Consider the following 13,241-nt stretch of genomic DNA (forward strand, 5'->3'; position numbering starts at 1 on the left):
TCGGAGACAAGCTGCTATGGTAGGATGCTACGATCCCGGCTCAATACAGATTGGAGATAACGGCGGGATAAGCGCAACAGCACTTCGTTAGGCCTCACGGGGAGTCCCTGGGCCGCACCTCTGCAACGGGGGAAATGCATGACCGCGAAGGCTACACCCATCAGCATGCCAGCCTGGCTAGGGGCACTGCAAGGAGAAGCGCGGCGGGCCGCAACGCTCAATCGACACATTCTAGCCGGCCATGTGGCCTCTACCACGTTCTCGCGGGAACTAGTGAGGGCCTTGGCTCTCGTTCCAGACCCCGGGAGTTTCAACCCTGTCGAGGCCAAGCAGGCCGTCACCCTGCTCGGGCTGCTGGGCGCAGGAGCCCTTCGGCATGATCAAGAGAGAAGGGACACCTTCGATCAAGATCCCGGCTGGCTCCTCGACATCATGCGCGTAGGAAACGGTAGTTACACCTTCCGAGAATACCTCGGCGCCGTCGCCGACCGCACCGGCACTGGCCATACAGACCGCGACACCTTCGCGTCGCTCGTCCGCTGGAACGTCCCCACCGCCACCGTCCGCTGGGAGGGCCAGCCCGTCCTGGAGCTGCCGGGCGTATTTGGGGACAACAGCACGCGTACCTACACGGACGATCCGAACGACCCTGGAGCGCCCAACCCCAGCGAGGTGGCGTTCTTCGAGCTTCTGAAACTGTGTGAGGCTCTCGAGGCCTACGCCAACCAGCAACTCATGCAACTGGTGTCGGGCAAGCTAACCCCCGCCTCTCCAGAAGGCCTCGAGGCCGCTTACCGGACCGCAACCATGCTTGATGGGATTCGGGCCTTGATGGCCGCCTACATGAGGCTGAAAGGGAAGCGCGCACTCAAACCCCGCCACTTCATGGACGTCGTACGTCAGTTCGCTCCCCACTGGAGTCAGGGAGACATACCAACAACTGGGGCTCAGGATCCCGAATCCATGAAGCGGGTTAAAATCCTTGGTATAGCCTATCCAGGCTACAACCATGGCATCGTGAGACTGTTTCCATCCCTCCTCGAACACGAGAGGGCGGAAATAGAGGCTCTGCTCAACAACCAGCCCCTGCTCGATGTGCTCCTCGAGGCGACCGGCGTCAGCCTGGCCGAGCTGGCCCACTACACACCAGCACAAAAACACGCTTTCCTGAGCGACCACCCCGAGATCGCAGCCGGCTGCCAGATCATGGTCGCCGACGGACGGCTGGCGCTCGTACACAACCAGCTCACCCAGACGTACCTCTTCAACCCTCAGCGACAACGCGAGGCAGACGAGGACATCCGAGCGGCGGCGGAAGGCCGGCCACCCGTATCAATCGATGCGCGAGTAGTCTCCAACTACTCCGGAACCTCCAAGATGTTGGAGCCGCATCTCACCGCTCTGGCCATGGCCCGGCAGGACCCCACCGGCCTACTGAGAGCACTCGGCATGTCCGTTGCCGCCATCAGCACCGCCGCCGGCGTTCGGCCCTACCCAAACACGAATAAGAGCTATGCTAGCCTGGTGACCCTGGGCGACTGATCACCGTCCCCCGCAGTCACTCGAACCGAGTGACTGCGGGGGACCATCTGCGCTAAGCGGTAGCGTATAATACAAGTCATAATTAAGGCGTCACTATGAGGCTTCCCAATTTCACCAAGTCCGCTATTAATCAGGCCGGCATCCTCTATTTCACCCTCACCCTCGGCCTCACGGCGCTCATCTTCGTCTCTGTTCAGCAGAGCCTGCGCCAGAGCGCCAACGACCCGCAAATCCAGCTCGCCGAGGACGGCGCGGCCGCCATGGCCAAGGGCACGGCCCCAGCCGACATTGTCGGCGACCAGCCGGTAGACGTCGTCGCCAGCCTCAAGCCCATCGTCATCACCTACCGGGGCGACGGCGGCCTCGCGGCCTTCAACGGCGAATTTGGCTCTGCCAAGCCTGTACCTCCGGATGGCGCATTTGCCTATGCTCGCGCCCATGGGCAGAATCGCTTCACCTGGGAGCCGGCTCCCGGCCTCCGCCTCGCAACCGTCCTCGTCTACAACGGTGGAGAGCACCCCGGCTACGTACTCGCCGCGCGCAACCTGCGCGAGATCGAACTGCGCGAAGACCAAACCCAAAACTACGCCCTGGCCGTGCTCGCCGCCTTGCTCATTGTCGGCATTTTCGTACTCGTCGTCATTAAGTAAGGAGTCCCCCGTGGCCCTCATCAACCCCAATCAATACATCCGCCAATTCCGCGACTTCGGCGACCGGCTCGCCGATGGCATCACTGCCTTTGCCGGCAACATGATCTTCGTATACTTCCATGTGCTCTGGTTTGGCTTCTGGATCGCCGCCGGCCTAGGCACGTTCGGTCACCAATACGAATTCGACACGTTCCCGTTTGGCCTCCTCACCATGGTGGTATCGCTCGAAGCCATCTTCCTCTCCACCTTCGTCATGATTAGCCAAAACCGCGCCTCGCAAAAATCCGAAATCCGCTCCCAGCTCGACTACGAAACCGACATCCAAGCCGAGCGTGAAATCGCCATCATTATGCGTACGCTCGTTCGCATCGCCGAGAAACACGGCGTTAAAATCGACGACCTCACCACCGAAATGGACGAAGTCAAAAACCTCGCCAAGCGCGAAGCCGACCGGCGCACGCAGTCGCGCCACAAGCGCCGCTTTGGCTCCAGCACCAAGGCCGACCAGTAGGCGTGACGGTCACGATCAAAGTCGGCTGCGAGGCCTACATTGTGCGCGACGGCAAGCTGCTGCTCGGACGGCGCAAAAACGTCTTTGGCCACGGCACATGGGCGCTACCCGGCGGCCATCTGGAGCCCCTAGAGCGCGCCGATGAATGCATCGCCCGCGAAATCCACGAGGAGCTCGGCATCACCATCGCGCCCGCTACCGCCCAGCTGGTGGCCGTCACCGACGGCCTCTATCCCGAGCGCGACGCGCATTACATTCATCTCACCTTCCGCGTGGATATTGGCCCTCAGGAACCAAAATTAGCCGAGCCCGACCGCTGCTCCGAATGGCGCTGGTGCGACCCCGCGGCGCTGCCCATACCGCTCTTTGCGCCTCATGCCGCCATTCTCGCCACCATCGCCAGCGGTCACACCTACCGTTTTTTGCTAGAATAGGCCACAGGAGAATTCATGACCCGTATCGTCATCGCCCCGGCCCAGGTCCGGTCGCTCATCAGCCTGCATCAATTGTTTGCCGAGGCCGTGCGCGCTCACTTCACCTACTTTCCCGACTCGGTCCAACGCCGGGTCATTCGCGACCACGCCCCGCACCGCCTGCTGCGCGCCGCTCTCGATCCGCGGCGCATTGTCCTCACCGCCCGCGAAGGCCGCCGCATCATCGGCTACGCCATCGGCGCCGCGCCCAAAACCGGCCCGGCGCAGCTTTTTTGGCTCTATGTCGACCCCGATTACCGCGGCGCCAATACCGGCCTCAGTCTGCTTTCGCGCATGCTCAAACTGCTCGCTGCCTGTGGCGCCGAGTCGGTCACCATTGCCACTCACGATCACCGTAGCTATTACGAGCGCCAAGGGTTTAAATTTGTAGAAGAGGCAATAGTAGACGGTGTGCGCATGGATATTCTGACGTTTAAACTTCAGGGACATCACTAGCATGAAACTAAAAAAATGGCATCCCAAAGCCAAAAAAGGTTCAGCCCCTCGCTACCGAGTGCGTCCGGCGGTGATACTCGTGCTTGTGCTCACGCTCTTTGAGGCAGTCGTGGTGCTCTGGAACAATCATGTACCCGCGCCCGATTTCACCGGCGCCACGCCCGCGATACCCACCCAGAGCCGCCCGGCCCCCGGAAACGTTGTAGCGGTCGACAGCGTCGAGCAATTCGACAGCGCCAAAACCACCGTCGTCATCCATCACAATTTTCCGGCCGGAGTGCCGAACGAAGCTAGTCCCGTCACCAAGGTCACATTCCAGTACCAGTCGCAGCTGCCGGGCGGGGAATTTGTGACGGAGTACGGCCGCGCCTACCTGCCCACTGGAGACAGCAGCAATCTGCCCACCCTCGCCTTCGCGCCCGGCACCACCGGCATCGGCGATCAGTGCGCGCCCAGCCTCGAAAACCCCGCCACCGGCGCCTGGGGCGGCTACGACTCGCACCTGAGCGCCTACGCCGTCCAGGGGTACGCGGTCGTCACCACCGACTACGAAGGCCTACGCGACCCCAGCCGCCTGCACCACTACATGGTGGGTGAGCTCGAGGGTCGGGCCCTGCTCGATGCCGTGCGGGCGCTGCGAAGGCTTCCGGAAGCCAAAAATCGCCTGAGTAGCACCAATATTTTCCTCTCCGGCTACTCCCAGGGTGGCCACGCGGCCTTCTGGGCCGACAAAATCGCCGCCCGCTACGCCCCCGATGTCCGGCCGCTGGGCGTGGTGGGCTGGGGGCCGGTGATGAGCGTGGAGCAGACACTCACCGACATCACCCACGGCGCCAACATCAACTGGTTTGGCCCCAACGTGCTCGTAAGCTACGAGGATTACTACCACCAGAGCTACCCCGGCATCTTGCTGCCGCGCCGCCAGCCGAGTCTCGTCGCCGAGGTCGTGGCCCATTGCATCGACACCGACCTGCCCTACTGGGGCCACACCCCCGTGGGCCTCTATACGCCCGAATTTATCGCCGCCGCCGGGACCGGTACACTAGCGGCCGGCTTCCCCGAATTCGCCAAAGTGCTCGCGGGCAACGCCGTGGGCGACGATCCCACCCCCAGCGCCAAGCGCATCAACCAAGGCGCACGCGACAACGTGGTGCTGCCCGCCCAGCAAACCGCCGCCCTGCCCCTGCTGTGCAGCTCGAGCGTGGGGCCGGTCGGATACTACGCCTACCCCAACACCACCCACTACGACGCCATGCAGCACAGCTTTAGCGACACCCTGGCCTGGATGCGCACCTTGGCGGCTGGCCAAACGGTGCCATCTACCTGCAGGTAGCGTAGAATAAGCTCAAGCATTTACCATTCTCATGACGAATTACCAAAAACCCTTTGAAACCGCCACCGGCGCCAAATTTCGCGCGGGCAACCGGATCACCCTGCTGCAAAATGGCAACGAGATTTTCCCCGCCATGCTCGAGGCTATTCGCTCCGCCCAAACCAGCATCGAATTTGTCACCTACGTGTACTGGCGCAGCCGCGTGGCCACCCAGTTTGCCGACGCCCTCTGCGAACGCGCGCGGGCCGGCGTGACCGTTCGCGTGCTCATCGACGCCGTCGGCGGCGCCATCATGAGCACGCGCATGGTCGGGCAGCTCGAGCGCGCCGGCGTGCGGGTGGGATGGTTTCGGCCGATCCGCATGGGCCACTTGCGCCGGTTTAATTACCGCACCCACCGCAAAATCCTGCTCATCGACGGCCGCCTCGGTTTCACCGGCGGCGTGGGCATCGCCGACGAATGGGACGGCGACGCCTCGGGGCCCAAGCATTGGCGCGAAACGCACTGCCGCGTGGAGGGGCCGTCGTGCCTCGACCTGTTCGCCGGATTCGCCGACGAATGGGCCGAATCCACCCGCGAAGTGCTCGCGCCGCCGGCCCATGCTCCCGAGGAGGCCGGCCACCTCAGCATCCTCACCACCCCCAGTGCCATCGGTCCGCGGCCCACGCCCATCGAGCGGCTGTTTGCCGCCGCCATCGCCGCCAGCACCACGCAGCTGTGGATCACCACCGCCTACTTCGTGCCGGGCCCGCAGTTTATCGCCGCGCTCTGTGCCGCCGCCGCCCGGGGCGTCGATGTACGCGTGCTCACCAATGGCCCGCTCAGCAACCACAAGTCCACGCTCTACGCCGGCCGCGCTCACTACGAAGTGCTCATGCATGCCGGCGTCAAAATTTACGAATACCAGCGCACCGTGCTGCATGTGAAGGTAATGACCGTCGACCATCAATGGGCTACTCTAGGTTCGGCCAACTTCGACAACCGCTCGCTCGTGCTCAACGAAGAGCTCAATATCTCCGTCGCCGACCCCACCTTTGTGGCGCCGCTCGACCGCCAGTTCCGCCGTGATCTGAAGGATGCGCTGCTCATCACGCTCGAGTCGCGCCGCCATCGCCGCTGGCACCAGCGCCTACTCGAAACAACATCACAGGCATTTGGCGACCATCTGTAGTAGAATACCCATGCATTAGGAGGCCGATTCATGCCCAAAAAAATTACCAAAGCCATCATCTGCGCTGCCGGTCTCGGCACGCGGTTTTTGCCCATGACCAAGGCCATGCCCAAGGAGATGCTGCCCATTATCGATAAGCCGATCATCCAATACGTGGTCGAAGAAGCCGTGGCCGCCGGCATCACCGACATCATCATCGTCGGCAGCGCCAACAAGCGCACCATCGAAGATCACTTCGATCACCAGTACGAGCTCGAGCAAAAATTGCGTAACGATGGCAAAACCGAGCTGGCCGAGCGCATGGAGCAAGTGGCCGAGCTCGGCAACTTTATCTACCTGCGCCAAAAAGGCCCCTACGGCAACGCTACGCCCGTGCTCAACGCCGCTCACTTGCTCAACCACGAGCCGTTCCTCGTGCTTTTCGCCGACGATTTCTTCAACTCCCAAGTGCCCCGCTCCGTCCAGCTCGTGGAGACCTTCGAACGGTTCGGTAAACCGGTCATCTCGCTCGTACCGGTCGATCCTTCGCGCGCCAAAAGCTACGGCGTGGCCGACATCAAGCACGCCGTCGACGACGACACGTTTGAGCTCGCCGGCCTGCTCGAAAAACCCGAGCCCGACGAAACCCCAGCGCACAATGGACACATTTATGCCTCCGTGGCCGGATACGTCTTCACCCCCGAAATGATGCAGTACGTCGAGGCCCTCGAGCCCGATAAAAGCGGCGAACTTGTGCTCGCCAATGCCATCAATGCGTATTCTAAGCACGAAACTGTCTACGGCCGCGTGATCGAGGGTCACTGGCACGACGCCGGCAACAAAGAAAAATACCTCGAAGCCATCGTCGATGTGGCCCTCGACGACCCCAAAATCGCGCCGGCCTTTCGCGATTATCTCGTAGCAAAGCTAAAAAACCCTGACCACCAATGACCAAACCCCACCTTGCTTTTTTTGACGTGCATGAGCTCGATCAATCCGCTTATCGCGCCGGTCTAGCCGATGAATTCGAGCTGACAATGTCCGAAGCCGGCCTCACAGCCGCCGAGGCCTCGGGTGCCGAAGTAATCTCGGTGCATGTCACCAGCCAGGTGACCGCCGAGGTGATGGCCGCATTGCCCAAGCTCAAACTCATAGCCTGCCGCACCACCGGCTACGACAATGTCGACTTGGCCTACGCCGCCGCGCACGACATTGCCGTGGTCACCGTGCCGGCCTACGGGCAAGACACCGTCGCCGAATACGCCTTTTTGCTCATGATGGCCGTTTCGCGCCGGCTGATGCTGTCGGCTCATTCGGTGCGGGCCCAAACCGTGACGCCCACCAAGCTCACCGGCCACGAGCTAGCCGGCAAAACCCTCGGCATCATCGGCACCGGCCGCATCGGCCGCCAGGCGGCCCGCATCGCCCGCGGCTTTAGCATGACCGTGATCGCTTGCGACGTGTACCCCAACCCAGCCGCCGCCACCGAGCTAGGATTCACTTACGCACCGCTCCCCGAGGTGCTAGCCGCCGCCGATTACCTCACGCTCCACGCGCCCGCCACGCCCGAGACGCACCACCTGCTGGGTGCCCAGCAATTCGCCCAGATGAAGCCGGGTGTCTTCATCGTCAATACCGCCCGCGGTTCGCTCATCGACACCCCGGCGCTCATTGCGGCGCTCAATTCCGGCCACGTCGCCGGAGCTGGCCTCGACGTCCTCGAAGGCGAGGAGCTCCTCAGCCTGCCCGATGAACTCACGCTGCTGAGTGCTCACGAGCTCGGCGACGACGCCCGTCACGTGCTCGGCATCGATATCCTCCGCCAGCTCCCCAATGTGTTAATTACCTCCCACAATGCCTACAACTCGTTTGAGGCTCTGGGGCGCATTCGCGACGTTACCATTGCCAATATCCACGCTTGGCGCCAAGGTAAGCCCCAAAACGTCGTAGAAAAGCATGAGTAACCGTAGCCTTTATCTGTTAGCGGCCACCATCGGCGGCACGGTCGGAGGCCTTTTACCAGGTTTGTGGGGCGGCAGCGATTTTTCGCTGCAGGCGATTATTTTGAGTACTGTCGGGGGGCTTTTAGGCGTTTGGTTAGCCTATAAATACCTCTCTTCGTAACTTTATCCAAATGCCGGGGGATTTTTTTAATGATATATTGTCAGCATGAGCGAGTTGGCAAACTACAGCATTGAGACCGATCAGTTGATTTGGCTGGCCTTTAAGGACGGACAAAGTGTACGCGTTCCGATTGGGCAGTTGCCCCGCTACCTCACCCCGCGCGACCTCCAGCGAATACGGCGAGCCATGAAGCTCCGCCGTGATTTTTTTCGCCACCACATGCCGCCGGCTCTGATCGCCCTGCTCGTGTTGGGGCTGGCGTTGGCCGTGTTTGCTGGGCAGCAGACCGTGGCCTTCATCTGGAATCGCACCCATGCCGCTCCCGCTCCCGCGCCGACCACCGAGATCGTACGCACCCTCACGCCTACCGGCGCCTCGCCTTCGCCCGTGCCGGCCGCTCCGGCATCGCCGCCGGCCGGCCGAGTGGCGGCGGCCGCTACCAGACGCCCGGCGGCGGCTAAGCCCAAGGCCGTGCCCAAACTACCGGCCGTCACCGCCAAAGCCGCGGGCGTCGCGGTGGCGGTGACCCCCTTGGCCGTCCCCGAGTTGCCCCTGCCGTCGCCCGAGCCCACGGTGCTCCCCAGCCCCGATCCCACCCCACCGCCTGGCGGCGAAGTGCTCGGCGACTCCACCATCGCCGCCGAACAGCCGCCTCTCACGCAGTAACTTCGGCGACTTTCGGTCGACAGGCACTCGAAAGTATTCGCAAAGGTGGAGTAGTCTAAAGTTTAGACATTTAAGTATATTGTGAGCTCAAAATTCGAACCGCTGTCCAAACTTTAGACAACCCCATGGTTGGCCGTACCCACCGCAATCCCCAAAAAACCGCCCCCAACACAGAGGGCGGTTTTCGCGAAGACCGAAAGCCGGCTAAACCGTATCGCGCCGAAGTGCCCGCACCAGCGACAGCAAAATCACCGCGCCCAAAATGGCCGTCAGCAGGCTGCCCAGGCTAAACCCGCCGGTGGTCGACACCCCCAGCAGCTGCAAAATCAGCCCGCCGATGAACGCACCAATGACGCCGATCGCCACGTTCATCCAGCCGTTCACACGCTCGCCGGTGCCGGTGAGCATCGAGGCAATCCAGCCCGCCAGCGCCCCCAAAATAATCCACGAAATAATAGTCGTTACCATACTAATTCCTCCTCACTTTAATGCGTAACCACCATAGTCGCCCCGCCCCGCCGCCGAAAATAGGCATTCTCACAAACCTCTCACCATGGTATAAATACAGGCGATAACCACGCAGGAGAACCATGGGCTACCCCTTCAACAACCTCGCTTTCGGCAAGGATGGTGAGTATGTCACCACCGTCATCGAAATCCCTAAGAATTCTACGCTCAAGGTCGAATGGCGCCGCAAAGCGGGCTTCTTTGCCCTCGACCGCGTCGAGCCAGGCATTTTTGCCAAACCCACCAGCTACGGATTTATCCCCCAAACCCTCGATGAAGACGGCGACGAGCTCGACGTACTTGTAGTGACCGGCGAGCCCCTGCCCATGGGTCTCGTGATCGAAGAAACCCGCGTGATCGGCATGGTCGACTTCGAGGACGACGGCGAAAACGACCACAAAATCATCTGTGTCCCCGCCGATGACCGCCATTACGGCGAGATCAAGCACGTCGACGAGCTCGGCGAGCAGTGGAAAAAGCAAATCACCCACCACTTCACCCACTACAAAGACCTTAAAAAAGGCGGCACCCTGGTGCGCGGCATCACCGGCCCCGACGACGCCTGGAAGGTCATCCGCGAGTGCTCCGACCGCGCCCAAGCCGACAAATGGTGGTAATTTATCGCGCTTAGGCTTGTAGAAAGCCACAAAAAGCAGTATAAAAACTAGCGGAACCCAGGCCTCGAGAAAGGGGAACATTGCCCTTAAAGGTTATTGTCTCTTGCGATCGATGTTCTGATCAGTTCCAGTGCACCACAGTTCCGGTCACAAGGCCGGAGCTTCTCGCGCTAGTTCGAAAGGGTTATCCGATGGAGAAGTGGTTCACCCGCGCAGGCATCTGGATCCTCGTCGGCGTCGTCTCGTGTGCCGGCTTCAACGACGGGAAGCTCACCATCCCCGGCATCATCGGCGGGCCGATCACGCTGTTCGTGCAGGGCATCCAGTTCGTCAGTGCCCACTGGAGTGAGTGGACTGGCGGCCACGGTGTGAAGGTCAGCCTGCCGGAACCCAGTCACGGCGGCGTCCTCGCCGGCCCCTGGGGTCCCAACCCGGCCTCGGTCAGCACTCCGACGATGCTGCTGCCGGGCATCCACCCGGCGACGACGGGCATCGTGCTCGTCGCGGCCTGATCGGCTGATCTCCTTTCCGCCGGAGCTCCTGCACTACGCGGACCACCAGTCCGTCGCGGCCTGCTCGCCCCATACCCCGGGAGCGAGCGGGCCGCAAGGCACTCGGCGCTCGCAGTATTCCTGTTGCTGCAAGCCGGCGTCATCCAGGCCATAGCCAACCGTCTCTAGCAGAGCGGACAGCCTCCAGCCTGGTCATCGCGCTCACATCGCGGGTTAGCCGCCCGCATCGGCCCGTTCGCCCCAGAAACCCCGGGGCGAACGGGCCGCGCTTCGTCTAAAATGTCGAACGCCCCGACCCATTCCTTGCGCAGGGTCCGATCGGGGTGTGGTTCGTGTATCAGGCGGTCGAGCCGACCGCCGCCGACTGCACAGCGGCGGGCTTGGCTGAGCAGAACGGATTTTTAATCATTTTCGCGTCACGTTTGATTTTGAATCCAGAGAGTTCGAGTTCAGCCGATCACTTGCCCCAAACCCCTAAAGCTTATATGGTAGACCCAACAAAGGATCACAAATACCAACTATGAGCTACAAAATCGCCATCAACGGTTTCGGTCGCATCGGCCGCAACGCTTTCAAAATTGCCCTAGGTCACCCCGAACTTGAGATCGTGGCCGTCAACGACATCACGAGCACCGACGTGCTGGCCTACCTCCTCAAACACGATTCCAACTACGGCACCTTCCACGAAGAAGTCGGCCACGACGAGGGCAGCCTGATCGTCGGCGGCAAAAAAATCCGCGTCACCGCCGAAAAAGACCCCGCCCTGCTGCCCTGGAAAGACCTGGCCGTCGACGTCGTCATCGAGTCCACCGGCCGCTTCACCAAGGTCGAAGACGCCAGTAAACACCTGCAAGCCGGCGCCAAGCGCGTCGTAATTTCCGGCCCAGCCAAAGGGGAGGGTGTCGGCACGTTTGTGATCGGCGTCAACGAGCACGACCTCAGCCCCACAGACACGGTAGTCTCCAATGCCTCCTGCACCACCAACTGCATCACGCCCGTAGCCGTTGTGATCGAAGAAAAATTCGGCATTGAAAAAGCCATGATGACCACCGTGCACTCCTACACCGCCAGCCAGTCGCTCCAAGACGCGCCCAGCAAAGACGTGCGCGAAGGCCGCAACGCTGCCGAAAACATTGTGCCTACCAGCACCGGCGCCGCCACCGCCGCGGCCAAAGCTTTCCCGGCTCTCAAGGGCAAATTCGACGGCCTCAGTATCCGCGTGCCCACTCCCGTCGTCTCCTTGAGCGACTTCACCTTCGTCACCACCAAGGACGTCACCAAAGAAGGCGTCAACGAGGCCCTCGTGGCCGCCGCCAAAGACCCGCGCTTCCAGGGCATTCTCGACGTCACCAATGAGCCGCTTGTATCCAGCGACTTCATCGGCAACCCCCACTCCGGCATTGTCGACCTCGCTCTTACCAACGTCGTCGGTGGCAACCTGCTCAAGGTCGTGGCCTGGTACGACAACGAGTGGGGCTACTCGAACCGCCTCGTGGAGCAGGTGCTGAATGTGGGCAAAACCATCGCCTAATCCGCCTCAAGAATTCATTGACGCCCTCCCCGACCCCGTTTAGCATAAGCGGTGTACCGTCCTAGAACGAATAGGTATGGTACTCGGTCAGTCCAGGCCGGCATGGCCTCCTCGCTCAGAAGGGTACCCCAAGTGTACAGAACGGGAACATGCATTATCGATCACGGCTTCAAGCCGCCGGACAGCAATTCCGCCGGCTGCATCTACGTAGTACTCTGCATACGCACTCCAGAGTACTTGCCCTGCGGTCAAATCCACCTCCGGAGCGACCTCTGGACCGGACCCAGGGCCGTGATGTCGTGCAACTACACGCCAAGCCAGTGGGCGCAGCACATCACCGCGGCCAAGGCGATCCAAGCGCTCGACCGGGAGGCCTGGTTCGGAGCCTTCGCTCCGTGGTTCGAGGAGCCCGAGCTCAAAGCATTCAAGACGGCTGTGCTGAGAGGAGCCTTCGACCTGAGCGTCCTGGAGCGCACAGCTGCCGAAGCCGCGGCTCAACGGGCCGCCAAGGAGGCCGCCAACGGCGTTCTGGTCGCTGCCTAGCCTTGGGGAGCCAGCCCGACCCGAAACCGAGCGCACCCGCCTCTACCCGGGGCGGGTGCGAACCAGCCCTTTTGACGTACATTCCACTAATGCTTAAAATAATCCTGTCTTGCGCCGTCACATCGCACCGCGCGGACAGTACCCACAACAGCGCCCAGGAGGGCCCTGTTTCAACCACCGGGAGAGGCTCGCAATGCCTTATCTTCAGTACACCGACCCAAGAACGGTGAACGACGTTCTCGCCGTCGGCCTCAAGTCAAGCTTCAGCGACTCGGGCGGCTGCGTAGTTCCGGGGTTGTGTAGCCACTGCCCCGACGTGCACTTCTACGACAGCAAGCGAGATCACGATCTCGGAGATCGGACGCCAATCTTCGCCATCCAGGCCGCCAAGTGGCGCGCTCTCGTCGCCGAGACCCAGCGGACCGGCATTCTGGACCCGGTCGCATGGTTCTGCAGCATCGCCGAGCGCTTCACGCCGAAGGAGCTCAAGGCCTTCCGGCTCGGCGTGCTCGATGGGCAGTTCAACTACGAACGGCTCGAAGAGAACCTCCACGCGCGGCTCGACCAACCCGAACTCGTAGCCGCCTAGCCGGCCTCACCCCCGAACCCGCGCCTGCCCCCACCGA

17 protein-coding genes are annotated in these 13,241 nt (G+C 61.8%); 16 read left to right on the plus strand and 1 reads right to left on the minus strand.

All coding sequences use genetic code 11. The annotated features are described in order from the left end of the window. The first annotated feature begins 138 nt into the window (after positions 1 to 138). The 11 genes from VMT30_05935 (at position 139) to VMT30_05985 (ending at position 8,905) form a co-directional block, all read left to right on the plus strand. Positions 139 to 1,542 (plus strand): hypothetical protein, encoded by a 1,404-nt coding sequence (locus tag VMT30_05935; protein HVQ44478.1) that lies wholly within the window; start codon positions 139 to 141, stop codon positions 1,540 to 1,542. A gap of 95 nt (positions 1,543 to 1,637) precedes the next feature. Then, a complete protein-coding gene (locus VMT30_05940; GenBank protein HVQ44479.1) occupies positions 1,638 to 2,192 on the plus strand; it encodes a hypothetical protein in 555 nt (184 codons plus the stop codon). 10 nt (positions 2,193 to 2,202) lie between these two features. Next, the gene (locus tag VMT30_05945) at positions 2,203 to 2,703 is read left to right on the plus strand and encodes a DUF1003 domain-containing protein (protein ID HVQ44480.1); all 501 of its coding nucleotides are present in this window, start codon (positions 2,203 to 2,205) and stop codon (positions 2,701 to 2,703) included. A 2-nt stretch (positions 2,704 to 2,705) separates the two neighbouring features. Further along, a complete protein-coding gene (locus tag VMT30_05950) occupies positions 2,706 to 3,137 on the plus strand; it encodes an NUDIX domain-containing protein (GenBank protein ID HVQ44481.1) in 432 nt (143 codons plus the stop codon). A gap of 15 nt (positions 3,138 to 3,152) precedes the next feature. Continuing rightward, on the plus strand, positions 3,153 to 3,632 hold the full coding sequence (locus VMT30_05955) for a GNAT family N-acetyltransferase (protein HVQ44482.1): 480 nt from the start codon (positions 3,153 to 3,155) through the stop codon (positions 3,630 to 3,632). A 1-nt stretch (position 3,633) separates the two neighbouring features. After that, positions 3,634 to 4,965, plus strand: coding sequence for a lipase family protein (locus VMT30_05960; GenBank protein ID HVQ44483.1), 1,332 nt, complete (start codon positions 3,634 to 3,636; stop codon positions 4,963 to 4,965). 31 nt (positions 4,966 to 4,996) lie between these two features. Next, positions 4,997 to 6,136, plus strand: a complete 1,140-nt coding sequence (locus VMT30_05965) for a phospholipase D-like domain-containing protein (GenBank protein HVQ44484.1) — start codon at positions 4,997 to 4,999, stop codon at positions 6,134 to 6,136. Positions 6,137 to 6,166: 30 nt separating this feature from the next. After that, positions 6,167 to 7,066, plus strand: coding sequence for a UTP--glucose-1-phosphate uridylyltransferase (locus VMT30_05970; GenBank protein ID HVQ44485.1), 900 nt, complete (start codon positions 6,167 to 6,169; stop codon positions 7,064 to 7,066). Continuing rightward, positions 7,063 to 8,079 (plus strand): NAD(P)-dependent oxidoreductase, encoded by a 1,017-nt coding sequence (locus VMT30_05975; GenBank protein ID HVQ44486.1) that lies wholly within the window; start codon positions 7,063 to 7,065, stop codon positions 8,077 to 8,079. Before VMT30_05970 ends, VMT30_05975 begins: the two co-directional genes overlap by 4 nt. Next, positions 8,072 to 8,239, plus strand: a complete 168-nt coding sequence (locus VMT30_05980) for a hypothetical protein (GenBank protein ID HVQ44487.1) — start codon at positions 8,072 to 8,074, stop codon at positions 8,237 to 8,239. Before VMT30_05975 ends, VMT30_05980 begins: the two co-directional genes overlap by 8 nt. Positions 8,240 to 8,284: 45 nt before the next feature. Next, positions 8,285 to 8,905: a hypothetical protein gene (locus VMT30_05985; GenBank protein HVQ44488.1), complete on the plus strand. Its 621-nt coding sequence runs from the start codon at positions 8,285 to 8,287 to the stop codon at positions 8,903 to 8,905. 204 nt (positions 8,906 to 9,109) lie between these two features. On the opposite strand, the gene VMT30_05990 is transcribed toward VMT30_05985, so the two are convergent. Then, complete coding sequence (locus tag VMT30_05990) at positions 9,110 to 9,373, minus strand: GlsB/YeaQ/YmgE family stress response membrane protein (protein ID HVQ44489.1); 264 nt, start codon at positions 9,371 to 9,373, stop codon at positions 9,110 to 9,112. A gap of 122 nt (positions 9,374 to 9,495) precedes the next feature. On the opposite strand from VMT30_05990, the gene VMT30_05995 reads away from it, so the two are divergent. The 5 genes from VMT30_05995 to VMT30_06015 all read left to right on the plus strand — a co-directional run bounded on the left by VMT30_05995 (position 9,496) and on the right by VMT30_06015 (position 13,204). After that, positions 9,496 to 10,029, plus strand: coding sequence for an inorganic diphosphatase (locus VMT30_05995; protein ID HVQ44490.1), 534 nt, complete (start codon positions 9,496 to 9,498; stop codon positions 10,027 to 10,029). 191 nt (positions 10,030 to 10,220) lie between these two features. Continuing rightward, positions 10,221 to 10,541: a hypothetical protein gene (locus tag VMT30_06000; GenBank protein HVQ44491.1), complete on the plus strand. Its 321-nt coding sequence runs from the start codon at positions 10,221 to 10,223 to the stop codon at positions 10,539 to 10,541. Positions 10,542 to 11,061: 520 nt separating this feature from the next. Next, positions 11,062 to 12,072: a type I glyceraldehyde-3-phosphate dehydrogenase gene (gene gap / locus VMT30_06005; protein HVQ44492.1), complete on the plus strand. Its 1,011-nt coding sequence runs from the start codon at positions 11,062 to 11,064 to the stop codon at positions 12,070 to 12,072. A gap of 132 nt (positions 12,073 to 12,204) precedes the next feature. Continuing rightward, positions 12,205 to 12,615 carry a hypothetical protein gene (locus VMT30_06010; GenBank protein HVQ44493.1) on the plus strand — a complete coding sequence of 137 codons (411 nt, stop codon included), beginning with the start codon at positions 12,205 to 12,207 and terminating at the stop codon, positions 12,613 to 12,615. 193 nt (positions 12,616 to 12,808) lie between these two features. Next, positions 12,809 to 13,204, plus strand: coding sequence for a hypothetical protein (locus VMT30_06015; protein ID HVQ44494.1), 396 nt, complete (start codon positions 12,809 to 12,811; stop codon positions 13,202 to 13,204). The last annotated feature ends 37 nt before the right edge of the window (positions 13,205 to 13,241 follow it).

Source organism: Candidatus Saccharimonadia bacterium (genome assembly GCA_035544015.1).
GTDB lineage: Bacteria > Patescibacteriota > Saccharimonadia > UBA4664 > UBA4664 > UBA5169.